Origin of the sequence: Pokkaliibacter sp. CJK22405 (genome assembly GCF_046614695.1) — a bacterium.
In the GTDB taxonomy this organism is placed as follows: Bacteria; Pseudomonadota; Gammaproteobacteria; order Pseudomonadales; family Balneatricaceae; genus Pokkaliibacter.
This window is the reverse complement of the sequence record NZ_JBKKHQ010000025.1, coordinates 1-24,848: the sequence shown is the minus strand read 5'-3', so window position 1 is coordinate 24,848 and position 24,848 is coordinate 1. Positions and strand designations below refer to the sequence as shown.

Annotated in this window: 23 protein-coding genes and 1 tRNA gene; 13 read left to right on the top strand and 11 right to left on the bottom strand. The window is 52.8% G+C overall.

Annotated features, from left to right (window positions below):
- Positions 1-91: 91 nt before the first annotated feature.
- Genes ACKC9G_RS16375 through ACKC9G_RS16355 form a run of 5 tightly spaced genes read left to right on the top strand, consistent with a single transcriptional unit; the run spans position 92 to position 5,035 of the window.
- A complete protein-coding gene (locus ACKC9G_RS16375) occupies positions 92-1,651 on the top strand; it encodes a methyl-accepting chemotaxis protein (RefSeq protein WP_411407355.1) in 1,560 nt (519 codons plus the stop codon).
- Positions 1,641-2,675: an aldose epimerase family protein gene (locus ACKC9G_RS16370; protein ID WP_411407353.1), complete on the top strand. Its 1,035-nt coding sequence runs from the start codon at positions 1,641-1,643 to the stop codon at positions 2,673-2,675. Before ACKC9G_RS16375 ends, ACKC9G_RS16370 begins: the two co-directional genes overlap by 11 nt.
- A 52-nt stretch (positions 2,676-2,727) precedes the next feature.
- A complete protein-coding gene (locus tag ACKC9G_RS16365) occupies positions 2,728-3,693 on the top strand; it encodes an MBL fold metallo-hydrolase (RefSeq protein WP_411407351.1) in 966 nt (321 codons plus the stop codon).
- Complete coding sequence (locus ACKC9G_RS16360) at positions 3,693-4,319, top strand: hypothetical protein (protein WP_411407349.1); 627 nt, start codon at positions 3,693-3,695, stop codon at positions 4,317-4,319. Before ACKC9G_RS16365 ends, ACKC9G_RS16360 begins: the two co-directional genes overlap by 1 nt.
- Before the next feature lie 50 nt (positions 4,320-4,369).
- A complete protein-coding gene (locus ACKC9G_RS16355) occupies positions 4,370-5,035 on the top strand; it encodes an exopolysaccharide biosynthesis protein (protein ID WP_411407347.1) in 666 nt (221 codons plus the stop codon).
- A gap of 45 nt (positions 5,036-5,080) precedes the next feature.
- On the opposite strand, the gene ACKC9G_RS16350 is transcribed toward ACKC9G_RS16355, so the two are convergent.
- The 5 genes from ACKC9G_RS16350 to ftsY all read right to left on the bottom strand — a co-directional run bounded on the left by ACKC9G_RS16350 (position 5,081) and on the right by ftsY (position 10,329).
- Complete coding sequence (locus ACKC9G_RS16350) at positions 5,081-5,980, bottom strand: DNA ligase (protein WP_411407345.1); 900 nt, start codon at positions 5,978-5,980, stop codon at positions 5,081-5,083.
- Between the two features lie 101 nt (positions 5,981-6,081).
- Complete coding sequence (rpoH, locus tag ACKC9G_RS16345) at positions 6,082-6,948, bottom strand: RNA polymerase sigma factor RpoH (RefSeq protein WP_411407343.1); 867 nt, start codon at positions 6,946-6,948, stop codon at positions 6,082-6,084.
- A gap of 243 nt (positions 6,949-7,191) precedes the next feature.
- A complete protein-coding gene (gene ftsX, locus ACKC9G_RS16340; protein ID WP_411407341.1) occupies positions 7,192-8,196 on the bottom strand; it encodes a permease-like cell division protein FtsX in 1,005 nt (334 codons plus the stop codon).
- Positions 8,189-8,848 carry a cell division ATP-binding protein FtsE gene (ftsE, locus tag ACKC9G_RS16335; protein ID WP_411407339.1) on the bottom strand — a complete coding sequence of 220 codons (660 nt, stop codon included), beginning with the start codon at positions 8,846-8,848 and terminating at the stop codon, positions 8,189-8,191. The genes ftsX and ftsE overlap by 8 nt, the downstream gene beginning before the upstream one ends.
- A complete protein-coding gene (gene ftsY / locus ACKC9G_RS16330; protein ID WP_411407337.1) occupies positions 8,845-10,329 on the bottom strand; it encodes a signal recognition particle-docking protein FtsY in 1,485 nt (494 codons plus the stop codon). The genes ftsE and ftsY overlap by 4 nt, the downstream gene beginning before the upstream one ends.
- A gap of 182 nt (positions 10,330-10,511) precedes the next feature.
- Between ftsY and ACKC9G_RS16325 the strand changes: the two genes are divergently transcribed.
- From ACKC9G_RS16325 to ACKC9G_RS16310, 4 genes are all read left to right on the top strand, one after another.
- A complete protein-coding gene (locus tag ACKC9G_RS16325) occupies positions 10,512-11,753 on the top strand; it encodes a hypothetical protein (RefSeq protein WP_411407335.1) in 1,242 nt (413 codons plus the stop codon).
- Between the two features lie 52 nt (positions 11,754-11,805).
- Positions 11,806-12,381: a 16S rRNA (guanine(966)-N(2))-methyltransferase RsmD gene (rsmD, locus tag ACKC9G_RS16320; protein ID WP_411407333.1), complete on the top strand. Its 576-nt coding sequence runs from the start codon at positions 11,806-11,808 to the stop codon at positions 12,379-12,381.
- 179 nt (positions 12,382-12,560) lie between these two features.
- Complete coding sequence (coaD, locus tag ACKC9G_RS16315) at positions 12,561-13,043, top strand: pantetheine-phosphate adenylyltransferase (protein ID WP_411407331.1); 483 nt, start codon at positions 12,561-12,563, stop codon at positions 13,041-13,043.
- 107 nt (positions 13,044-13,150) lie between these two features.
- Positions 13,151-13,399, top strand: coding sequence for a YfhL family 4Fe-4S dicluster ferredoxin (locus ACKC9G_RS16310; protein ID WP_411407329.1), 249 nt, complete (start codon positions 13,151-13,153; stop codon positions 13,397-13,399).
- Positions 13,400-13,466: 67 nt separating this feature from the next.
- On the opposite strand, the gene glnG is transcribed toward ACKC9G_RS16310, so the two are convergent.
- The 3 genes from glnG to glnA form a co-directional block, all read right to left on the bottom strand.
- On the bottom strand, positions 13,467-14,894 hold the full coding sequence (gene glnG, locus ACKC9G_RS16305; protein WP_411407327.1) for a nitrogen regulation protein NR(I): 1,428 nt from the start codon (positions 14,892-14,894) through the stop codon (positions 13,467-13,469).
- A complete protein-coding gene (gene glnL, locus ACKC9G_RS16300; RefSeq protein WP_411407325.1) occupies positions 14,878-15,954 on the bottom strand; it encodes a nitrogen regulation protein NR(II) in 1,077 nt (358 codons plus the stop codon). The genes glnG and glnL overlap by 17 nt, the downstream gene beginning before the upstream one ends.
- Positions 15,955-16,172: 218 nt before the next feature.
- Complete coding sequence (gene glnA / locus ACKC9G_RS16295) at positions 16,173-17,579, bottom strand: glutamate--ammonia ligase (RefSeq protein ID WP_411407323.1); 1,407 nt, start codon at positions 17,577-17,579, stop codon at positions 16,173-16,175.
- A gap of 513 nt (positions 17,580-18,092) precedes the next feature.
- Between glnA and typA the strand changes: the two genes are divergently transcribed.
- The 4 genes from typA (at position 18,093) to ACKC9G_RS16275 (ending at position 21,361) form a co-directional block, all read left to right on the top strand.
- On the top strand, positions 18,093-19,904 hold the full coding sequence (typA, locus tag ACKC9G_RS16290; RefSeq protein ID WP_411407321.1) for a translational GTPase TypA: 1,812 nt from the start codon (positions 18,093-18,095) through the stop codon (positions 19,902-19,904).
- Between the two features lie 83 nt (positions 19,905-19,987).
- Positions 19,988-20,425, top strand: coding sequence for a D-aminoacyl-tRNA deacylase (gene dtd / locus ACKC9G_RS16285; protein WP_411407319.1), 438 nt, complete (start codon positions 19,988-19,990; stop codon positions 20,423-20,425).
- A gap of 147 nt (positions 20,426-20,572) precedes the next feature.
- Positions 20,573-20,908 carry an H-NS family nucleoid-associated regulatory protein gene (locus tag ACKC9G_RS16280; RefSeq protein ID WP_411407317.1) on the top strand — a complete coding sequence of 112 codons (336 nt, stop codon included), beginning with the start codon at positions 20,573-20,575 and terminating at the stop codon, positions 20,906-20,908.
- A 66-nt stretch (positions 20,909-20,974) separates the two neighbouring features.
- Positions 20,975-21,361 carry an MGMT family protein gene (locus ACKC9G_RS16275; protein WP_411407315.1) on the top strand — a complete coding sequence of 129 codons (387 nt, stop codon included), beginning with the start codon at positions 20,975-20,977 and terminating at the stop codon, positions 21,359-21,361.
- A 57-nt stretch (positions 21,362-21,418) separates the two neighbouring features.
- Here ACKC9G_RS16275 and speA read toward each other — a convergent pair whose 3' ends face one another.
- The 3 genes from speA to ACKC9G_RS16260 all read right to left on the bottom strand — a co-directional run bounded on the left by speA (position 21,419) and on the right by ACKC9G_RS16260 (position 24,740).
- Complete coding sequence (speA, locus tag ACKC9G_RS16270; protein WP_411407313.1) at positions 21,419-23,329, bottom strand: biosynthetic arginine decarboxylase; 1,911 nt, start codon at positions 23,327-23,329, stop codon at positions 21,419-21,421.
- A gap of 90 nt (positions 23,330-23,419) precedes the next feature.
- A complete protein-coding gene (gene speE / locus ACKC9G_RS16265) occupies positions 23,420-24,280 on the bottom strand; it encodes a polyamine aminopropyltransferase (protein WP_411407311.1) in 861 nt (286 codons plus the stop codon).
- Positions 24,281-24,653: 373 nt separating this feature from the next.
- A tRNA-Leu gene (locus tag ACKC9G_RS16260) sits at positions 24,654-24,740 on the bottom strand.
- Between the last annotated feature and the right edge of the window lie 108 nt (positions 24,741-24,848).

Sequence of the window (24,848 nt, the reverse complement as noted above, 5' to 3'; positions counted from 1 at the left end):
ATATCTGTTCTATGCTTAGTGGAAATTCCCTTGTGCCCTTTTCCACTAAGCCACGGCTTCGCCTGGCTAAGCACGGTCAGGATAATTGCCTATGCGTAAGAACTTGCCAGTCACGGACACAGAAAGAACCTTCAAGCCGACTGAAAAGCTCATTTCCACCACCGATAAAAAAGGCCAGATTACTTACTGTAATCAAGCCTTTATCGCGATCAGTGGCTTTGATAAGGCCGAACTGATCGGCAGTCCGCATAATCTCGTCCGTCATCCTGACATGCCGCCGTCGGTCTTTGCGCATATGTGGGAAACCCTTAAGCGCCGCGAGCCCTGGATGGGTATCGTCAAAAACCGCTGCAAGAACGGAGACTTCTATTGGGTCAGCGCCTACGTCACACCCATTCTGGAGCAGGGCGAAGTCGTGGGCTATGAATCCGTGCGCACCGTGCCAAGTAAAAATCAGGTCCGTCGAGCGACGGCGCTTTACAAACGCATCAATAATGGCGGCGCTGCCGTACGCTCACATGCCCTGCACTGGGTACTCACCCGCTGGCAGTGGATTGTTTTGCTGATTCTGATCCCGCTGCTGATCACCTTCCTTGATCCCATGATCAGCGCCCCGCTCCTGATGGTACTGTTACTGGCAGGCGCGCTGGTGAATGACCTGCTTATCAAAAAACGTCTTGATGGCGTGATGAAGCGTGCAGAACGCTCGTTCAGTGACCCACTGATCGCCCAGACCTATACCGATACCCCAGGGCCATTTGGCCGACTGGAAATGGCCCTGATCAGTGAGCAGGCCCGACTGGGCACTATTCTCACGCGGATCAGTGACGCTTCAAACTTTGTCTCCACCAGAGCCACCGATGCCGGCGGCGCCAACCAGCAGACCCTGACCTCCCTACAGAGCCAGCAGGCGGAAACCGAACAGACGGCTTCTGCCATGCACGAAATGGCAGCCACCATCAATGAGGTCTCAGGCAATGTTCAGCGGTCGTCCGAAGAAAGCCAGCGAGCCGCTGTCATCGCTGATAAAGGTAAAGCGGTCGCACGTGAAACCCTGGACTCTATCGAAGCACTGGCGAGCCAGGTACAGCACATGAGTGACTCCGTGAATGAGCTCGATAGCCATACACTGAAGATCACAGAGGCTGTGGATATTATTCGCACTATCGCCGAGCAAACGAACCTGCTGGCATTGAATGCAGCGATTGAGGCGGCCCGCGCAGGTGAACAGGGACGCGGTTTTGCCGTCGTCGCCGATGAAGTGCGTTCACTGGCTAACCGGACCCAATCCTCCACCCAGCATATTCACGAGATTATCGAGAACCTGCGAAGTGGCGCGACCACCGCAGTTCAGGCGGCCCAGCAAGGTCTGGAAGTGGCCGAGAAAGGTCTGCTTAAAGTGAACGAAAGCAGTCAGGCGCTGGATCAGATCCAGGGCTCGATCTCCGTGTTGAAAGACATGAGTGAGCAGATTGGTGTCGCCGCGGAAGAACAAGCTCATGTCGCGGATGACATCAGCCGTCAGGTGACCAGTATTTCGTCGCTGTCTCAGGACAGCGCTGCTCTGGCCAGCCGTGCCAATCAGGCCACCATGGATTTGTTAAACGCATCAGAGACCCTGCGCGGCTTGGTGGAACGCTTTGAACGCTGATCAGACAACGCGTCGCTTTACCCTGCAGTCCGCCAGTCAGGGCATCCGGGTCGAAATCGGCACCTTCGGCGCACGACTGCTAAGCCTTTGGGTGCCTGACCGCCACGGTATGATGGAAGATGTGCTGCTCGGCTATGAGCGCCTGTCCGACTACCGCCAGGACAATGCTCACTTTGGCGCTATTGCGGGCCCTTGGGCCAATCGCATTGCGGCTGGCTCCTTCGCTCTTGATGAGCAGCAGATTCAGCTAGAGTGCAATGAGGACGGCATCAATCATCTGCATGGCGGCAGCCAGGGCACCGGAATGAGGGACTGGTCACTGGTCTCCTATGACCCTGATGCCCCTTCCCCTTCGGTAAGACTGGCCTGTCGGCTCGACAAGGACAGCACTGGTTATCCGGCGGATATCCAGATTGAGCTGGAATATCGTCTTGAAAGGGATTTTGAGCTACACCTGCGTTACTGGGCGAAGGTGAGTCAGCGCTGTCCGCTGAATTTGACCTCGCATCCTTATTTCAGCCTGACGCCGACCTTACCGGGGTTGGACCAGCATCACTTCTGCATTCACGCCGCGCAGGTCCTGATTCCGGATGAACACAGCATTCCGGTGAGGACAGTGGAGGTTGCCGGTACCGCGCTGGATCTTCAGGCAGCCGTCACCATTCATGAGCGCCTTGAGCAGTTGCCTGGCGAACTTGAACTCATGGGAGGCTTTGATCATTGCTATCTGCCTGAAGGCGAAGGTTATCGAGTCATGGCTGAGGTCCAGAGTGACAATGGCCGCCGTCTACGGTTCTTTAGCGATCAACCAGCGCTGCAGTTTTACACCGGCAACGGCCTTGATCACGCCCATGGCAAAGGTGGACGGCACTATTTCCCCCACGATGGCTTTTGCCTGGAAGCACAGTGCCGACCCAATCAGGTTAATACGGAGTTGGCCGAGGCGGTGATTTACTCACCACGACGCAGTTATCAGCAGCACAGCTGCTATGACTTCACCCCGGCTGCGCCCAACGGAAGATGACGTCAAAGACAGGCTGTGGTTAAGTACAGTTTTACCTGTTTTGGAGTCCGGCATGGAGCTGCTCTTTCTTGGTACCTCAGCGGCCATTCCCACCCGTCGCCGCAATGTGTCTGCTACCGCTATCCGTATCGAAGGTAACCCTGCATGGCATCTGGTGGACTGTGGCGAGGGCACTCAACACCGGCTGATTGGCTCCGGCCTCACCTTAAGTCGTCTGGATACCCTGTTCATTTCCCACGTCCATGGCGATCACTGTTTTGGATTACCGGGGCTTCTGGCGACGGCGTCCATGCAAGGCAGAAAAACACCGCTTCGACTCGTTGCTCCGGCGGCTATTCAGTCGATTCTTGAGGTCATGCTGCCAGCAACGCAGACCACCCTGGGGTTTGAACTCGATTTCATCGCTCTGGAAACACTCACGCAGCCCTTATCCATCGCTGATTTTGAAGTGGAAGTCACCCTGCTGGAGCACAGAACCGACAGCTATGCCTTTGCGTTTTCGGAAAAGCGCCTCGAAGGTCAGCTGGATACAGCGAGGCTCAAACGCGAAGGCGTTCCAGCCGGGCCACTGTGGGGCCAGCTTGCCAGGGCAGAGACTGTCGAGTTTGCCGGTAAGCGACTGGATGGCCGGGATTACATCATCACAGGACGGGCACCACGCAAAGCCATCCTCTGTGGCGATAATGGCAACCCGGAATGTCTGACACCACTGATGCCCAATACCCATCTGGTCATGCATGAAGCCACCTTTTTACAAGCCCATCTGGATGCCGTCGGTAATCAGCATGGCCATTCAAGCGCCCAGCTCATTGCCCGCTTTTGCCAGAAGCATCAGCTTCCTCATCTCGTGCTCAATCACTTCAGTGCCCGCTACCACTCCGCAGAGGGTATGACAGCCCTGCAATCAGAGGCCCAAAGTGTCTATGAAGGATCGCTGGTACTGGCGAACGACCTGCATCGCGTAGTCCTCAACAAGCATTTTGAACTGGAGCAATACGCCCCACAGGAAGACCACTGATGCGACAGCTAACGGGTATTTTCGTGCTTCTAGGCACATTGATGACCAGCCCGTTTAGCCATGCCGAGCTGCCCACGCCCAGCAGTGGATTCCGCGCCCTCGGCCAGATCAACCTGGGTCAAGGCCCGATGGTCATTCATTATTATGGCAAGCTTCGCCACCTGCGGCTGGAGCTGCCTCCTCTAGGACGCTCCGTCGCGGGCGGTACCGTGCTGCTCCTGAACTATTACCCCGGTGCGGAAAGTTACGTATTTCCGGTCGGCGACGGGCTTGCTGAGGACGATCAGGAGTTCACTCCAGTGACTCTCGCCGATGCTCAAAGCCTGTTCCCTCCCCTGCTTTTTAATCCACAGGGCACGGCAACACGCCGAACCGGCACCCGCTTTATTGCCGGTGAACCCTGTGACCTGATGCAAATTGGCATAGTCGACAGCCAGCCGGTTAACCCGCCACTACAAGCCTGTATCACCTTTGATGGCGCCATGCTCGAACTGCAGCGAGACGGATTAACCATTTTCCGGGCACTGGAATTTCACCGGGAGCGCCTGCCCGAGATGCTTTTTATGCCACCTCAAAACTACCAACGTGATGACAATCAGTCTCAACTGGATAATTACCGGTCCTGACAAGTCTTAACAGACTATTGCGCTTCGCCGTTTTCTGCCCTGCAACTGTTATGATCAAAGCTCCCCAGCCACTGAGTGTCGGCATGAGCCAGTCTCTTCCTCCCGATAATTCCCACCGGACTTCCACCTTGCTGATGGTACTGGCCAGTACCCATAGCGCTCCGCGGCTCTCCCTCGGAGAGTTGATGGAGGCTTTAGGTGCACGCTCTTTTGGCATGCTGTTGTTTATCTTCACCTTGCCCAATCTGCTACCACTGGGCATTCCGGGCCTTTCGACACTGACGGGCTTGCCACTGCTGATCGTGACCTGGCAAATGCTTCTTGGGCGCGAACAGCCTTGGCTACCCGACTGGATAGCAAAACGCTCCCTCGCCACCCGCGACTTTCATCGGTTATGCCGGAAGATCTGCCCCTGGATCAGCAAAATTGAGAAACTCACCCGCCCACGCCCTCCCTTTGCCCGTGGCAAGCCTGGACAGTGCTTACTGGCGCTATTAGCCATGGTGCAAGTCGTGATTCTGATTCTGCCGATTCCCTTCGGGAACCTTCTGCCGGCATGGACACTGGCAGTGCTGGCCTTGGGAATGATTGAAAAAGATGGAGTGCTGTTACTCTTGAGCGTGGTGTTGTCAGTATTGAGCACCACATTTGTCGCCACGCTGGTGGTGGCGATGGTGAAATCAGCCATTGCACTTATGGGCCAATGGCTGAGCTAGCAAATAGAGTGAGTACCGGGCTGTAATCAGGCCACAATACTCAGGTTATTCAGGGGTATAGTCCGGGCGAATCCTCAAAAAGCGGGCAAAACGCGGCAGTCCGGAGGAGGTTTTACCATCAAAGCGGTAGGTGACCACTGAGCCCACCGGCGGCGGAGACATTCGCTCAGCATCCGAAAGGCCACTGCCCAGACGAAACTCCTGACCAGTCTCGTTACGCACAATCAAAGCGCCCAGTTGCCCTTTCAGACGACCTTTCCCCGGCAAGTAACCAATCACCGTGGCCTCGGCATCCTCATGGCGTTTGTACTTGAGCATGTCATCGGAACGCTTGGCATGATAAAGCGAATCTCCTCGCTTCAGCATCAGCCCTTCGCCACCCCGATGCTCAACATTCCCCAACCAGGTCGCCAGCTCAGACTCGTTGTTCACACGCTGCTGCTCAACGTGTTGCACCCAGGGCTGATTAATCATTGCGATCACTTCGCCGAGGGCCTGATCACGCCGGTTAAAGTTTCCGGGAAAGCCAGGCAGGTCGTAGGCCATGAACTTCACTTTCATCCACAACCCATCATCGGGTTGCTCCTGACGAATAATGCCGGAGACCTCCGCAAAGCGGCCACGATCAATCCAGAGTTCGCCATCCATAGGCTGGTTAGGAAAATGGGCAATGAACCATTCAGGCGCCTGAATGGGATAACCACCTCGCGTCATCAGGTGTTCACCGTCCCAGTAGGCGCGGACGCCATCCAGCTTTTCACTGACCCAATAATTGGCCAGCACAACACCCGCTTCATAATTGTTAGCAAGCATCACCGGAGGCTTAGCGGAAACAGCAGCGGGCTGGTTGGTAGCAACCGTGGCCGCCAGCACAGGGAGACTCATCAGAGAGAGAGGAAGCAAACCCGCACAGGTACGGGTCAAAATACGAAAGGTACGCGACATAGCCATCATCCTCCTGGATGTGAGACGGGCATCCTGCCCTGCCATCATTTTGTAGCACCAGAAACACCACACCCCGCCGAAGCGGGGTGTTTGGCTTCGCCTTAAGCGGCGAGCACCGTTTCCATTTGACTGCGCAACTTCTTCATTGCGCTTTTCTCAAGCTGACGAATACGTTCAGCTGAAACGTTATATTCTGCAGCCAGTTCGTGAAGCGTGGATTTCTCCTCAGACAACCAACGTCGCTGCAGGATGTCACGACTGCGGGCATCCAGTCCTTCCATTGCAGCGCCGAGTCCTGCGTTGGAGTGAGACTCCCACTGAGAGTCTTCCAGCTGCCGCGCCGGATCAGCGCGCTTGTCTTCCAGAAAGAAAGCAGGTGCCTGGTAGGCCTTGTCATCGTCATCATCGGTACCGGCATCAAAAGCCATATCCTGAGCAGTCAGACGACCTTCCATTTCACGGACGACCTGAGGATCGACACCCAGACTTTCAGCAACTGAATTCACTTCATCGTGAGTGAACCATGCCAGTTTCTTTTTAGCGCTGCGCAGGTTGAAGAACATTTTACGCTGCGCCTTGGTGGTCGCGACCTTAACGATACGCCAGTTACGCAGGATGAACTCGTGCATCTCTGCCTTGATCCAATGCACAGCAAAGGACACCAGACGAACACCGACGTTCGGGTCAAAACGGCGCACCGCTTTCATCAGGCCGATATTACCTTCCTGAATCAGGTCAGCCTGGTTCAGGCCATAACCGGAATAACTTTTTGCGATATGCACAACAAAACGCAGGTGGGCTAAAACCATACGCTGTGCAGCAGCCAGGTCATTTTCGTAAAACAGCTTCTCACCCAGCTCTTTTTCTTCCTCCACTGTCAGCATAGGAATGCCATTGACAGCGTGGATGTAGCCCTCAAGGTTACGACCTGGGGACATTACATCTACAGGCAGAAGACTACGACTCATGTGTTTACCTCTACTATCATCCAACGTGATAAGAACACCGTTCATACTTATTGAGACACCGAATGTGGGAACAAGTTCCTGCTCGGGATACCCTCGTAAGGGCATAACGGTGGATCTTTCAGCGGCTTTATTTAACCCAATCTCGGGCTAAACTCAAGTTTCATTACAGCGACAATCTTACTCGCAATCGGGGCACCGGGCGGTCACTGTGCATAACAAGATGTTTCAAAAACCCGGTAGCGATCAGTGCGGCTGGATTGAGGACAGGTGCCTTCCAACCGCCAGCCAGGCTCCCAGTACCCCCAGAAACACAGCACTTGCCAGCATCGAGCAGGTCGCCTGCAGGTCCAGGCCGGTCAGATTGAAAGAGCTCTGATACAGCATACCCAACTGCGTCACTGGCTCGGATAACCACCAAAGCGCAATGCTCACCAATAACCAGGCAAGCAAGCCGCCAAACAGTCCGTACCATAAACCGGTATAAAGGAAAGGACGACGCACATAGGCATTGGTGCCGCCCACCAGTTTGATAACGACGATTTCTTCACGACGGCTTTCAATGGATAAACGAATGGTGTTGCCCACCACCAGCAACACGGCGACGCCGAAGAAGCCAGACAGCGCAATAACCACACGCTTGGCAATATCCAGGATCGCATGCAGGCGCTGCACCCATTCCAGGTCCAGCTGGGCATCTTCCACCTCAGGCATCGCCTTGAGTTTCTCCAGACTCATGGACGCCTGCAGTGAGGTCAGCTGTCTTGCAGGTTGCAGAACAATCACTGCGGGCAGAGGATTGGTATCCAGCCCTTCCAGCACATCGGTTAACCCGGACAGATCTTCGTATTCTTTCAACGCCTGTGCCTTGGAGATATAGCGCACATCCTGCCAGAGATTATCCCGGCTTAACTCATAGGCCAGAGACTCCCCCTCCTCCTGACTGACGGCATCGGTCAGGTAGACGGTCACGCGAGTCGACTGCCCCAGCTCACCACTGAGCTGGGAGACATTATTGAACACCACATAGAGCAGCCCCGGCAGCGCCAGAGCAATGGCAATCACCAGCAATGTCATCATGCTGGACAGCGGCGATCTCAGTAGTTTCCCAAGACTGGTTCTGCCTTCCTGACGGTGATGGCGAGCCCAGGCACGCAGACGATCAAAACGCCCGACCCGATGACTGACAGCACCACCACGTGGCGCATCATCCTGACGAGGAGGTAATTTACGCGGAGTTGGTCTATGCACCTTGGCTGACCCTCCCGTTCTGAAGCGTGAGTACCCGATGCTGCATGCGCGCAATCAGACGCAAATCATGACTGGCAATAAGCATGGTCACGCCAACCTGATTGAACTGCTCGAAGAGTCGCATGATTTCCGCCGACAATTCCGGATCCAGATTACCAGTTGGCTCATCGGCGAGGATTAAAGCAGGCTTGTTCACAATGGCGCGGGCAATACCCACACGCTGCTGCTCACCACCAGACAACGCAATTGGATTGAGTTTTTCCTTGGTCAGCAGCCCGACCTTATCGAGTGCAGCCCTGACGCGCCGGCCAATATCCGCATCGTCATAGCCACTGATACGCAAAGGCAGGGCAACGTTATCAAACACGGTGCGGTCAAAGAGTAACTGGTGATTTTGAAAGACCACGCCGATGCGCCGGCGCAGATAGGGAATCTGCGACGCAGGCAAGGTATTCAGATTTTGATCGCCGATGAAGACCTGTCCCGCCGAGGGCCGCTCCATCAGCATGATCAGTTTCAGCAAGGTACTTTTACCCGCCCCCGAGTGGCCGGTAAGAAAAGCCATCTCACCACGGCGAATACTGAAGCTGACAGCAGACAACGCCTGATGTCCGCCAGGATAGCGCTTGCTGACCTGATCAAATCGGATCATGAAGAGTTCCGTTCAAAGAGTGCATCGACAAATTCATCGGCCTTGAAGGGACGCAAGTCCTCGATTCCTTCACCCACACCGATGTAGCGAATAGGCAGAGAGAACTGCTTGGCGATGGCGAAGATGATCCCGCCCTTGGCTGTGCCGTCCAGTTTGGTCAGGGTAATACCGCTGACACCAACAGCCTCCATAAAGGTTTTGGCCTGAGAGATCGCGTTCTGACCTGTCCCGGCATCCAATACCAGCATCACTTCATGAGGAGCTTCCGGATCCAGCTTACGCATAACGCGAACGACCTTTTCAAGCTCGATCATCAAATGCTGTTTGTTCTGCAGACGCCCTGCCGTATCGGCAATCAGCACATCCATACCGCGTGCTTTTGCTGCCTGCAGCGCATCATAAAGAACTGCGGCACTGTCAGCGCCGGAGTGCTGTGCGATAACCGGCACCTTGTTACGCTCACCCCATACCTGTAGCTGCTCAACCGCCGCTGCACGGAAGGTATCGCCAGCGGCCAGCATGACCTTTTTGCCTTCGCCCTGGTACTTCTTGGCCAGTTTACCAATGGTGGTGGTTTTACCGACACCGTTCACACCCACCATCAGGATCACCGTTGGACGCTTGCTGCTATCGAGCTCCAGCGGCTGCTCAACCTGACCGAGTAATGCACGCAGCTCTTCTTTAAGTGCTCCGAAGAGTGCTTCGGGCTCCTTAAGTTCCTTACGGGAAACCCGCTCCGTCAGCGATTTAACAATCGACTGAGTCGCCTCCATACCGACATCCGCCAACAAAAGCTGTGTTTCCAGCTCTTCCAGCAGATCATCATCGATCTGCTTGGCGCCCAGAAACAGGCTCGCCAGACCTTCCGTCAGGTTGGCTTTGGTACGAGATAGGCCACTCTTGATACGCTCGAAGAATGAACGGCGTGGTTTTTCCTGCTCTTTCGGTGCATCGACAACCACGCTCGCAGCTTCTGGAACCGGTGCGTCTTCCTCAACAACGCTATCCTGCGTAACGTCGCGGTCAGCGGTCAGCGACATTTCGGGGAGAGCATCAGGATTAGCGGCTTCAGCAACTTCCGCTTTGGCAAGGTCGGGCAGAGGCTCACTCTTGGGCTCGTTGGCCTCCGGCACCACTTCCACAACTACCGCGTCTTGATCAACATCGACGGTCACGGCGTGCATTGCAGGTTCTTCCGGAGCATCAGGTACCAAGGCTTCAGGATGCGGAGCAATATCTTCGGCTGGAATGTTGGCTGCTTCCGGCGCTTTTTCAGCTTCTGCCTCGACGGGTGCAACTTCGACAGCGGCCTCTTCCAGAGGAGTTTCAGCCTTGGCGGCAGGCGCGTCATCCAGCAGAGCGGACTCGTGTTGTGAAGACTCTTCAGGGGCCAAAACCTCCTCTTCACGTTGCTCATTAACGACTTCAGCGGACTCATTCTTTTTGCCGCCAAACAATGATCTTTTAAGTTTGTCCCACATGTATCGTTACAATCCGCTCTTGAGCCACCTGCGTTCACAGGTTAGAAATGAGAAATGCGGCCTGAATCCTGGCAGGTCCGCGTCACTGCCTGAGATTCGGCAGGAATTGGAGCCTATACTAATGGAGCCCCGCCTTTCTGTCACAACTCTGTGATGACCGGCGCTGCCTGTAAGGATCTGTGATGGCTGAGCCCTACAAACCTCTTTTTAACCGCACCTACCTGAAGATTATTGTCTGGGTGGTGGCGATTGTGATTGTTCTGCTGCAATGGCGTGAGCATCAGCGCCGTGACGCCCTGATCCCGAGTACGTGGAAGAGCGGTGCCACAGACGTGGTTTCTCTGACTCAGAAGAACAGTGACTCCGACGTCTGGATTCTCACCTACAGCCCAGGCGCCCTGGCTGAAACCCACTCGGGCACCGCCGCCGTTGCCCGCGATACGCTCGAAGCTCGGCTTGCACAAGGCGCTCATCGCTACTTTCTGGATAAGGAAATCGACTTCTCAACCCAGCTTACTCAGGAAAATCTGAAACTCATCGTGCAGCTGCCCGCTGACGACGAGCACCGAAAGGCTGCCAGAGATGGCCTGAAAGCACTGATAACCCCCTCACCTGATGACTCGCAACATGCCAGAGAAGCGCAGACCCGCTTACTGGCAGAGGCGCATCTATTTGCCGGACAGCCGGATAAACTGGTACGCCAAGCCGCTCTGATGGCGCTCTTTCCCGATCATCCGATGTCTCAGCCTTTAACCGGCACACGCCAGGGACTCGCTCAACTGACAACGGACGAAGTCCAGGACTATTTAGCCAGCACCGTTGGCAAAGCACCTTCCCGATTACTCCTTCTCAGTAATCAGGACAGTGATGATCAACAGCAGGAAAGTCATCTGCTACTCAAGGCGCTGCCACAGACGCCTGCTACTCCAGCGCAGATTCCGCCCTTGCCCACTCCCGGCGAGGCGCTTCATCTTAAGCGTCCGCAACTGAATCAGCAGGCGGCACTGGCCGTTGCCCTGCCCGAGGATGATCCTGAAAAGAACATGGCACTGCGGCTGTGGCTAACCCAAAGCGCACAACAGCAGGGTTTTAACGCTACTCCCTGGTATGACAGCGAAGCGGCGGTACTGCTTGTCTTCTGGCAAGGCAGCCTAGAGCAAACGCCACCAGACTGGTCCAGCTGGCTTTCCACCCCCATGAGTCAGAACAATCTTGATGACATTCAAAGCGAACTGAATAAAGCCCATCGCGCTCTGGATGATGAGCCTTTCACCCGCGCGCGTTGGCTGGATCTGATGCTGGACAGAAACCTGCCCGCTGATAGCCTTAAACGCTGGCGAGATGCACCACCTCTGAAGCTAACAGATATTAACCAAAGCCTCAGAAGCCTAAACCGTATCGGTCAGGCAACCTTGCATCCCTGACCCAGCGCTTTACACTCAGCGCCTGTTTTTTGCCCGCTTCGGAGTTTGACCCATGGCACGCGCACCTGCCGCTCGTAACCAGATCCGCCTTATCGGTGGCCAATGGCGAAGCCGTAAATTGAGCTTTGCCGATCTGCCCGGCCTTCGCCCGACCACGGATCGGGTCAAAGAGACGGTCTTTAACTGGTTGATGCACAAGGTTCCTGGCAGCCATTGTCTGGATGCCTTCAGTGGCAGCGGCTCACTGGGTTTTGAGGCCTTGTCCCGGGAAGCGGCATGGACGACATTCATCGACAGCTCAAACATCGTTGTTAAACAGCTACAAGCTAACCTGAAAACACTGCAATGCCAGGATGCTGAGGTAATTCGGGCAGACAGCATTCAATGGCTGTCACAGACGGCCAACCGACAGTTTGATCTGGTGTTTCTGGATCCGCCCTTCAATCAGGGTTTACTGGAGCCTGCAGCCTCCTATCTGGAATCCCGGAGCTGGCTAACTGCAGATGCGGTCATTTACATCGAATACGAGCAGAAACTGTTACCGCAGCTGCCCGCTAACTGGCAATGCATCAAGGAAAAGCGCGCAGGAGAGGTGATTTTTGCCCTTTATCAGCGCAATACGGCCTGATTCAGCACACACTATTGATACATTGCGACGGGTAGCTTGATTGTGCGACTCTGGCATTTCCGCTAGTATCTGCCGGCTTGGAGCACTGCGGCCTGATCGCGGTGAAAAATGCATCCAACGCTCTTCTGAGCCAACGGAAGCTATGACTTCTGCCACCTCAGGCTATATGGATAGTCTCTATGAATACGGTCATCTATCCCGGTACTTTTGATCCCATTACCAACGGTCATGCTGATCTGGTCGAGCGTGCCAGTCGTCTGTTCGACAAGGTGATCGTCGCGGTGGCGGCCAGCCCCCGCAAACGACCGCTGTTGCCGCTGGAAATGCGTGTGGATCTGGTACGGGAAGTCACTGAGCATCTGGATAATGTCAGTGTCTGCGGCTTTGAATGCCTGCTGACCGACCTGCTTAAGCAGAAAGGTGCCACCATCATCCTGAGAGGGCTGCGTGCTGTCTCGGATTTTGAATATGAATTTCAGTTGGCGAATATGAACCGGGTACTCGCGCCACAGGTGGAAAGCATGTTCCTGACACCTGCCGAGCAATACTCTTTTATTTCGTCAACGCTGGTACGCGAAGTGGCGACACTGAACGGTGATATTTCCAAGTTTGTTCACCCTTCAGTCGCAGCGGCACTGAATCGCTACCTGGATAAGGCCTGACTTAGGTCTTTGTAATAAAGCATTAAAAATCAGAGGCTTGCCAAAAAGCCCGGAAACCACCGTGATGAATAAGGCAGCAGCCGGCTATAACCAGTAGAGGATACGCCATGGCTTTGATAATTACTGACGAATGCATCAACTGTGATGTGTGCGAACCAGAGTGCCCGAACGAGGCCATTTCTCAGGGCGAAGAGATTTACGAGATCAATCCTTCGAAATGCACTGAGTGCGTAGGTCACTATGACACGCCCCAGTGTGTTGAGGTTTGTCCAGTAGACTGCATTCCCAAGGACCCTGACCATCCTGAAAGTCAGGAACAGCTTTATGATAAGTATCTGAAGCTGGTTAGCGCCTGATTCTTTTGGGCGCTCAATAAAAAAGCAGGTCATAGACCTGCTTTTTTTGTGCCTGGAGAACAGCGACTTACTCCTCAGAGTCTTCGCCACTATCCTCAATGTTGAGCTCTTTGATCTTGCGGGTCAGGGTATTGCGCCCCCAGCCTAAAAGCTCTGCAGCATCACGCTTTCTGCCGAGGGTGTGTTTAAGAGCCGTTTCGATCAGGATACGCTCGAAGGTCGGCATGGCTGTTTCAAGAATCCCCTTCTGCCCGCGCGCCAGCGCCTTATCGACCCACTGACGGAAGGCTTGCTCCCAGCTTACCGCTGCCTGACTGTTGACAGGCTGCTCGGCCAGCAGCTCTGGCGGCAGATCATCAATAAGCACTTCCCGACCAGAGGCCATCACCGTCAACCAGCGGCAGGTATTCTCCAGCTGACGAACGTTACCGGGCCAGCCCAGCGTACCCAGATACTGCTCCGTGTCACCATGCAGGGTTTTTGGTTCAACGGAGAGTTCCTGAGCCGCCTTGGCCAGAAAGTGTCGCGCCAGACGTGGCACATCTTCACGACGGTCACGCAGTGGCGGTAAATGAATACGAATAACATTCAGACGGTGGAAAAGATCCTCGCGGAAGCGACCATCCTTGACCAGATTCTCAAGATTCTGGTGAGTCGCAGCGATAATGCGAACATCGACCTTCACAGGTGTATGACCACCGACGCGGTAAAACTCACCATCTGCCAGAACACGCAGCAAGCGGGTTTGGGTGTCCATCGGCATATCACCGATTTCATCCAGGAAAAGAGTACCGCCATTGGCCTGCTCAAAACGGCCGCGACGCAGTGTCGCCGCTCCGGTAAAAGCGCCCTTCTCATGGCCAAAAAGCTCGGACTCAATCAGATCCTTGGGAATCGCTGCCATATTCAGGGCGATAAAAGTCTGGGGAGCACGCGGGCTATGGCGGTGCAGCGCATGTGCAACCAGCTCTTTACCCGTACCTGATTCACCGTTGATCAGCACGGTGATATTGGAGTGGGAAAGACGGCCAATGGCACGAAACACCTCCTGCATGGAGGGTGCCTCACCAATAATGTCTTTATTGACCTTCTGGCTGGGTTCCGGCTCCGGCATCTTGCTTTCACGCGCATGAGCCAGCGCCCGCTTCACCAGTGACACAGCCTCATCAACATCAAAGGGCTTGGGCAGATATTCAAACGCACCACCCTGATAGGAGGCCACAGCGGACTCCAGATCCGAATGCGCCGTCATAATAATCACAGGCAGCGCAGGATATTCGTTGTGCACACGCTCAAGCAGGCCGAACCCGTTGGTACCGGGCATACGGATATCACTCAAGAGCACATCCGGCGTACCGCGACTTAACTGGCGCAGGGCCTGATCGGCAGACTCAAAGGACTGCACCTGAAGACCAGCCTGGGATAGGGCCTTTTCCAAAACCCATCGAATAGAACGATCGTCATCAACGATCCAGACATTAGTCTCGCTGGCCATGTTCTTGCTCCAGTGGAATAAACAGAGTGAATTGAGTTTGTCCCGGCTCGCTCTCGCACTTAATCATGCCCTGATGCTGATGAAGGATAGAGTGAGCAATTGATAGACCCAGACCCGTGCCACTCGCGCGACCACTAATCATGGGGTAAAAGATATTTTCCATCAGCGATTCGGGGATACCGGGACCGTTGTCGATAATACTGAGGGCACAAACCAGCCGATGCCGTTCATTACCCATGGTGAACTGCCGCAAACTGCGGGTACGTAAAATAATGCAAGGTTCGGGAATCTCAGATTCACCCAACGCCTGCATGGCATTTCGAACGATATTGAGCACCGCCTGAATCAGTTGCTCTTCATCGGCTTCAATTTCCGGAATACTTGGATCGTAATCCCGTTCAATACGAATACTTCCGCCCGACTCTGCGCTAATCAATGCGCAAACTCGCTCAATAATCTGGTGAATATTGAGAAAGCTGAATTGAGGCATAACACGCGGCCCCAACATGCGATCCACCAAATTACGCAGGCGATCCGCCTCCTCAATAATGACCTGGGTATATTCTTTCAAATCATCGGCGGGCAGTTCGCGCTCCAGCAGCTGCGCAGCCCCACGAATACCGCCCAGCGGATTTTTAATCTCATGAGCCATACCGCGAACCAGCTCACGCGTCGTTTCCTGCTTGGCATGCATTTCCTCTTCACGAGTAATACGCAGCAAGTGATCACGCGCCTGAAGCTCAAGCATCAATGCATGATCCTCGGCCAGCGGTGTCACACTGTAATCTACCGTGATCTGCTGACCATGGTGCAGGACAAGATGTGCCTCTCGCTGAGTGAAAGGGTGACCTGTCAGTGCCGATTCCTGCAGAATATGCATTGCCTCATCGGTGTCCCGAAATAGAGCACTGATGTGCGCTCCCATGAAGCGCTTGCCGCTTACCTGCAACAACATTTCTGCTGCCGGGTTCAGGTATTCGAGCTGTAGCAGCATATCGAGTCGCAATACTGCGGTCGACATGTTATCGAGTAATTGCCGATAAAACATTGCCTTAGCCATGATCCTCTTCCTGCAAGTCCACTTGCAAAGGGCGTACCTGACTTCAGATCAACAACCCCGCCAATTTCGCACCAAGTTAATGCAACACCCTGCGCCATTCTTTCTCATACCACACTGACTTCCATGACCAGTAGCAGAAAAAACGCACCCAGAGAGTTATCGCGGGAAAAAAAAGCCCCCGGCAAGCGGGGGCTTTTCTGTCATAAGCTCACGAAAGCTTATACGGAGTAGTACATGTCCATTTCGACAGGGTGAGTAGTCATGTTCAAACGCTGTACGTCGGCTTTTTTCAGGCCAATGTAAGCATCGATCATGTCGTCAGAGAAGACGCCACCCTTGGTCAGGAACTCACGATCCGCATCCAGAGCTGCCAGAGCTTCGCTCAGGGTTTCAGCAACAGTTGGGATCTCTGCTGCTTCTTCAGCAGGCAGGTCATACAAGTCTTTATCCATAGCATCGCCAGGATGGATCTTGTTCTGGATACCGTCCAGACCCGCCATCAGCAGCGCAGCGAAGCACAGGTAAGGGTTCGCACCTGGATCAGGGAAACGAGTCTCGATACGACGTGCTTTAGGGCTGGTAACGTGAGGAATACGAATAGAAGCAGAACGGTTACGGGCAGAGTAAGCCAGCATAACAGGGGCTTCGAAACCTGGAACCAGACGCTTGTAGGAGTTGGTCAGCGGGTTACAGAACGCGTTCAGCGCTTTAGCGTGCTTGATGATACCGCCGATGTAGTAAATAGCAGTTTCAGACAGGCCACCGTACTGCTCACCTGCAAACAGGTTCACGCCATCTTTGGACAGAGACTGGTGAACGTGCATACCGGAACCGTTATCACCAACGATAGGCTTAGGCATGAAAGTCGCAGTTTTGCCGTACAGGTGCGCAGTGTTGTGTACGCAGTACTTCAGGATCTGAGTTTTGTCAGCACGGCGAACCAGCGTATCAAACTTGGTACCGATTTCGTTCTGGCCCGCAGTAGCTACTTCGTGGTGGTGAACTTCCACTTCCACGCCCATCGCATCCAGAGCGTTACACATGGCAGTACGCAGCTCATAGCTGGAATCAATGGGAGGAACGGGGAAGTAACCGCCTTTAACGCGAGGACGGTGACCAGAATTCACACCATCAAACTCGTCATTGGAAGACCATGCAGCCTCTTCAGACTTGATTTTGTAACCACAGCCAGACATGTCGGCATTCCAGGTTACAGAGTCAAACACGAAAAACTCAGGCTCAGGACCGAAGAACGCGGTATCCGCAATACCGGTGGACTTCAGGTACTCTTCAGCACGCTTGGCCAGGGAGCGAGGATCACGCTCATAACCTTCGCCAGTAGCAGGCTCGATAACGTCGCAGTAAACGATCAGAGTGGGCTCTTCAGTGAAAGGATCCAGAACTGAAGTTTCGTCATCAGGACGGATAATCATGTCGGAAGCCTGAATGCCTTTCCAACCAGAAATAGAAGAACCGTCAAATGCCTGACCGTTCTCGAAAAATTCTTCATCTGCAGCGGCTGCAGGAATAGTCACGTGCTGCTCTTTACCTTTGAAATCGGTAAAACGCAGGTCGATCCACTTAACGCTATGTTCTTTGATCAGTTCTAGGGACTTGGCTGACATCTTCTGTCTCCGCAGTTTGGGGCAATGCACTTTAGTCGATTATTTCAGCAACAACGTATTAAGGACTTTTCACAAACCGACACCGAGCGACTCTGCTCGCGGCAGCGAAAAAGGTGGAGGCTTTCGCCTCCATCAAAGTTGTTACTGTCAACTGAGTCGCCTTAGCAAAAGCAACCCTTATGCCAAATATGCAACTACATGATTTATAAGGGATTTATCACCTTGCAAGATTAAAGCAAGATTTAACTCTTCCAATATAGTGCGATTTTCACTGCCTGCGCCCCATTTTGACGCACTATTTTGGTGCCAATAACGCCCCTGCGCCCAAGAATAGCGCCAGAGTAACTTTATGGTGCATTCGTCTGCCTCAGTTTGGGCAAACATTAAGGCGTTAAATGCGCCTTTTGCATGAAACTTCGGGCAATTGGCAGTCACGTAAATGCACTGATTAACGTATAATGCCGTTTTTCCGCCTGCCAGCTGCAGGCAATGTAAACAGTCAGGATTTCTCTTGTGATCGATAATCTACGCAATATTGCCATTATTGCCCACGTTGACCATGGCAAAACCACCCTGGTCGACAAGCTGCTGCAGCAGTCGGGTACCCTTCAGCGCCGTGACGAAGGTCAGGAGCGTCTGATGGACTCCAACGACCAGGAAAAGGAACGTGGTATCACCATCCTGGCGAAAAACACTGCCATCCGCTGGAATGACTACCGCATCAACATCGTAGACACCCCTGGACACGCTGACTTCGGTGGCGAGGTTGAACGCGTACTGTCTATGGTTGACTCTGTTCTGCTACTGGTTGATGCCGTTGACGGCCCAATGCCTCAGACTCGCTTCGTAACCCAGAAGGCTTTTGCCCGTGGCCTGAAGCCTATCGTTGTTATCAACAAGATCGACCGTCCTGGCGCACGTCCTGACTGGGTGATGGACCAGGTATTTGATCTGTTTGACCGTCTGGGCGCGACCGATGAGCAGCTCGACTTCCCGGTGATCTACGCTTCCGCTCTGAACGGTATTGCCGGTACCGATCACGAAAACATGTCTGAAGACATGACCCCGCTGTTCCAGGCGATTGTGGATCTGGTCTCTGCGCCAAACGTCGACAGCGATGGTCCTTTCCAGATGCAGGTTTCTGCACTGGACTACAACTCTTACCTGGGCGTTATCGGTGTTGGCCGTATCAATCGTGGTCGTATCAACACTAATACCCCGATCAAAGCGATCGATATCGATGGCAAAGTTCGCTCCGGCCGTGTTCTGAAAATCATGGGCTACCATGGTCTTGAGCGTGTGGAAGTCGATACTGCCGAAGCCGGGGACATCGTCTGCGTGACGGGCATGGACGAGCTCAACATCTCTGACACCCTGTGCGCACCGGATGCCGTTGAGGCAATGCCAGCACTGACCGTTGACGAACCTACCGTCAGCATGTGCTTCCAGGTTAACGATTCTCCTTTCGCAGGTCTGGAAGGCAAGTTTGTTACCTCGCGCAATATTAAAGAACGTCTTGACCGCGAACTGCTGCACAACGTGGCCCTGCGCGTTCGTCAGGGCGATACTCCTGACAAATTTATGGTTTCCGGTCGTGGCGAACTCCACCTTTCCGTTCTGATCGAAACCATGCGTCGTGAAGGCTATGAGCTGGCCGTTTCTCGTCCTGAAGTTATTCAGAAAGAAATCGACGGCGTCATCATGGAACCTTACGAGCAAGTCGTTATCGACTGTGAAGAAGACTACCAGGGTCCGGTCATGGAAGAGCTGGGTCGCCGTAAAGGCGAACTGCGCGATATGCAGATCGATGGCGCAGGTCGCGTCCGCATCGAATACCGCATTCCTTCTCGCGGCATGATCGGCTTCCGTAACCAGTTCCTGACCCTGACTTCCGGCACCGGCATTATGACATCCAGCTTTGATAGCTATGACGAAGTCAAAGCCGGCCCCTCAGTGACCCGTATTAACGGCGTACTGATTTCCAACATCGCTGGCAAAGTACTGGCATACGCTCTGTTCAGCCTGCAGGAGCGTGGTCGCCTCTTTATCGATCCCAACATTGATGTTTATGAAGGCCAGGTCATTGGTCTGCATAGCCGTGGTAACGACCTGACCGTTAACCCAACCAAAGCGAAGCAGCTGACCAACGTCCGTGCATCCGGTAGTGATGAAAACATTCTGCTGACTCCTCCAGTTCGCCACTCTCTGGAGCAGGCTCTGGAATTCATCGAAGATGACGAGCTGGTGGAAATCACACCTAAGAACATCCGTATCCGTAAGAAGTTCCTGACCGAGAACGAGCGCAAGCGCGCTTCTCGCCAGTAAGCCTAAACGGAATGACAAACACCCCTGCCAAGCAGGGGTGTTTTGTTTCAGGCTCTCGCAAAACAACAAAAGGAGAAACGGTAATGAAAGCGCTGATTCAACGTGTCACTCAGGCAAGCGTACACGTCGAAGGTGAGGAAGTAGGAAAAATCGGAGCCGGACTACTACTATTACTGGGCGTAGAAAAAACGGATACAGAAGAAAATGCAGAAAAACTACTGGATAAAGTCATCCGGTATCGCATCTTCGCTGACGAGAATGGCCGTATGAATAACAGCCTTGCTGATAGTAAAGGCGAGTTACTAATTGTTTCCCAATTTACGCTGGTGGCAGATACCAAAAAAGGCTCACGCCCCGGATTTTCAACCGGCGCAACACCAGAACTGGGCGAAAAGCTTTACCAACATTTTATTTCCTGCGCCAGGAAACAGCTCCAAAGCGTACAAACCGGGCGTTTCGGTGCCAATATGCAAGTCTCTCTTGTGAACGATGGCCCTGTAACCTTTTGGTTAGAAAACTAAAAAGCCCCAGTAATTCTATTGTTATTTCCCGTTACTTAACGGTATTAAGGAATAAGAATGATGGGATTGCCTTTACTGGCTCTTTTTATATACTTTAAGCTATAATTTTTAATTATTGCCTTTAATTAATTAGCTGGTTGGTGAGCCATGAAATATTCTGATCTTAATGTATTAACTCTGGCTGAACTGCAGGCCCTGCAGGCAGACGTTGAAAAAGCGATCGAGCAGAAGCAGCAGCAGGCACAAGTAATTGACCAGATTAAAGCCATGGCTTTAGAAAACGGCATTACTTTTGAATCTGTTCTGAACGAACTTCAAGGTAGCGTTCGCAAGAGCGGTGCAGCGAAATCCAAATCAGCACCTCAGTATTTCAATCCTGAAGATCCAAGCCAGACCTGGACTGGTAAAGGCCGTAAGCCGAAGTGGATTGAAGAAGCACTGCATAACGGTGCAGATCTTGAAGACTTCCGCATCAAGTCTTAATAGATTGACTGCGAAAAAAGCGGGATAACAATCCCGCTTTTTTATTGCCTGAAAACTGGAGATTAAATGATGGCATTTAATCAACATCAGCAAAAGCGCCTAATCCAGATCCTCCAGCACCTCCCAGAGAACAAAGTTACCAGTTATGGGCAACTGGCCCGCCTGATAGGCCTCCCCCGTCACGCTCGCTTTGTTGGCAAATGGTTATCACTCCCCACCACAGCAAAGCTTAAGCTCCCCTGGTATAGAGTTTTAAGAAGCGACGGCTCAATCCCTTTCCCTGCCAACACACCAGCCTCAGAGCGCTTTACAAGCCTTTTATTAGAAAGCGATATTCCTGTTAAGCAAAATAGAGTGAACTGGAAAGTTCATGCATGGCTACAGAGTGAAGCAGACGAGCTTGCCTGGCTTACTTGGGCAGAGCACATGGGCATTCTTGATCATTCCCAATGATACGAATTAATGCCAATAAAAAAGGAGCCCGAAGGCTCCTTATTCATTTCTGGACTATTACTCTTCCAGATAGGTATATCCTGCCAACCCTTCCTTAAGAAAGGCCAGACAATCTGCCTGCATTTCTTCACTCATTGTCGATTTAGACAACTGGCGCTGGTAGGCATTAATGAAGTTTTCAGAATCAAAGTTCACATAACGTAGAATCTGATCAACCGTGTCCCCCATGATGACACTGGTTACTTCCCATTCACCCGCCTCATTAACTGCAACATCGACGGAATGGGTATCACCAAAAAGGTTATGCATATCACCCAGAATTTCCTGATAAGCACCAACCAGAAAAAAGCCCATGATATGCGGATTTTCCGGATCAAATGCCGGCATTGGCAAAGTCGACTCAATACCCTGCCCATCAACATATTGGTCAATGGTGCCATCAGAGTCACAGGTAATATCCTGAATGATCGCTCGCTGCGTTGGCTCCTGATCCAATCCCGTCAGAGGCAATACCGGGAAAACCTGATCAATACCCCAGACGTCGGGCAATGACTGGAATACCGAAAAGTTTACAAAGAGCTTATCGGCCAGCTTCGCATGCAGCTCATCAATCAATTCACGGTGAGCACGGTTTTTGTGGCTCAGGAAAGGACGAATCTGCAAACAGGTCGCCAGATAAATCTGCTCAGCTTTTGCGCGCTCAGTCAGGGACAGGAAGCCGTGCGTATAGAGAGATTGCACTTCAGCAATGTCGTATACCGTATCGTGATAAATCTCGAGTACATTACGCTCGTCAGCCTCATGCAACGCTTCCTGATAGGACTCCCACAAGGAGTGCAGAATCTTGGGATCAGCAATACCGGGGCGCTCAGGCTTGATGTCCTTCGGTGATTCAACATCAATAACGTTGGCCAGCAGCACCGCATGGTGAGCAGACAGCGCGCGACCCGACTCACTAACAATATTCGGATGCGGCAGGTTCCGCTCAGCACAAATTTCTGACAGCGCGTACGTTACGTTACTGGCATATTCACTCATGGAATAGTTTGCCGAGCACGAGCTCTGAGAGCGCGTCCCCTCGTAGTCGATACCCAGACCACCGCCAACGTCCACAACGCTGATAGGCGCTCCCAGAGAACGCAGCTCTGCATAGAAGCGAGCACACTCACGAAGGCCTGTCTGAATATCGCGAATATTGGCGATCTGAGAGCCGAGGTGAAAGTGCAGCAACTGCAGGGAATCCAGAGACTCTTCCTTACGCAGACGCTCAACAACCTGCAGGATCTGGAATGCCGACAGACCAAACTTTGACTTCTCGCCACCACTACTCTGCCACTTGCCTTTACCCTGACTGGCGAGACGCGCCCGCAAACCAAGACGCGGCGTAACATTCAGCGCTTTGGCCTCTTTCAGTACCAGATCCAGCTCAGAGAGTTTTTCGATAACGATATAAACTTCATTACCAAGCGCTTCACCAATCAGCGCCAGACGCACGTATTCGCGGTCTTTATAACCATTACAGACAATAACGGAGGAGTTAGTATTCTCAGACAGCGCCAGCACCGCCATCAACTCGGGCTTGGAACCCGCCTCAAGACCAACACGTGCATTAGGATCCCGCTCTTGCGCACCCAGCAAGCCTTCAACAACTGCTTGCTGCTGATTCACCTTGATGGGATACACAGCAGTGTATTGTCCGCGGTATTTATAGAAATCAGCCGCTTCACGAAACGCTTTGCAGATTGAACTTACGCGGTCATGAAGAATGTCGGTGAAACGCACCAGAGTTGGAAGTGCAATACCCTGACCTGCCAGATAATCGCAAAGCTCAGGCAGATTAATACTGACTTCCTTATCACGACGTGGACGAACTTCGACCTCGCCACCGTCGTTAACATCGAAATAGCCCACACCCCAATAAGGGATGTTATAAAGTTTTAACGCGTCGCGGCGAGTCCATGCAGTCATCTGCCGTTCTACCTATATTGGAATTACCGACGAAAAGCTGGCATTTAATGATGCCAGCCATGATAAAAAGCTTCCGTTTAACAGGAAAACTTAAGTGCCCTGTAAAGCATCCAGAACATATTGAGGCAATGCAAATGCCCCTACATGGATGCTTGGGGTGTAGTAGCGCGTTTTAAAACCCGCTACGGCAAATCGTTGCTCAATCGTCGCCAGATCTGCCTGACGAAGGCTTGCATCATCAGACCCCCAGGCCAGTGTCATAATGCCACCAACGTAGGTAGGCACAGGAGCTGCGTAGAAATTCTGGTCCTCAAAATCAAGACCCATACGCTTGCGAGTAGTTGTGACTTCCCCCAATTGCATAAAGCACACACCATTCTGGGCAACCATAACTCCACCCTTATTCAGGATGCGCTTACAGCCATTATAGAAGCGGGAAGTGAAAAGCACTTCGCCAGGCCCCATGGGATCAGTAGAGTCAGAAATAACGGCATCAAAAGTTTCATCGGTGGAATTAACAAACTCCACGCCGTCCGCGATGACCAAATTCAAACGAGCATCATCAAACGCCCCATCAGAATGAGAAGGCAGGTAGGTTTTGCACATCTCAACGACCTGGCCATCAATCTCAACCATGGTGACATGCTCAACTTCAGGATGCTTTAGCACTTCACGCAGAATGCCACCGTCCCCGCCGCCGATAATCAACACACGACGGGCATTACCATGAGCAAAGAGAGGCACATGTGTCAGCATCTCGTGATAAATGAATTCATCACGCTCAGTGGTCTGAATTACGCCATCCAGCGCCATTACCCGGCCAAAATCACGGTTTTCAAAAATGATCAGATGCTGATGTTCGGTTTTATTCTCGAACAGCACTTTATCAATTGTGAATGACTGACCGTATCCCGGATAAAGGGTTTCAATATAGCGCTGGGGTGCCGTCACCTGCCTTTCCTCGTAACTCAACATGCTTAACAACAATATAACGATGCTACGTCATGCTTATGACAGCGATAATCCGGCAAAGATCACAGAAAAGGTAAGAAAAGAAGGGAGATGATTTCTTTCTGACTCACCGCGAGCACGGCAATAGTCAGACTGGAGTAGGAAGTCTGAGGAGATACCGTACGCTATTGCGTGATGCTTTTCATGGACACCTTGTTCATAAGCTGATCAAGGATGCGTTTTATACGCTTTTTTCTGACAAACGCAAGGGAGAGGTCAAAAATCACCCAGATAGCCAGGCGAATGACTTTTAAGACAGGAATGAGATATTTCAGAAACAAAAAAAGCCGCTTTCGCGACCTTTCTTTAAGGTTGGTGCAGATGGAGAGACTCGAACTCTCACGTCCTTACGAACACTAGCACCTGAAGCTAGCGCGTCTACCAATTCCGCCACATCTGCCTGGGCAACCTGATTGTCTTTTCCGAGCGTTTTGGTGCAGATGGAGAGACTCGAACTCTCACGTCCTTACGAACACTAGCACCTGAAGCTAGCGCGTCTACCAATTCC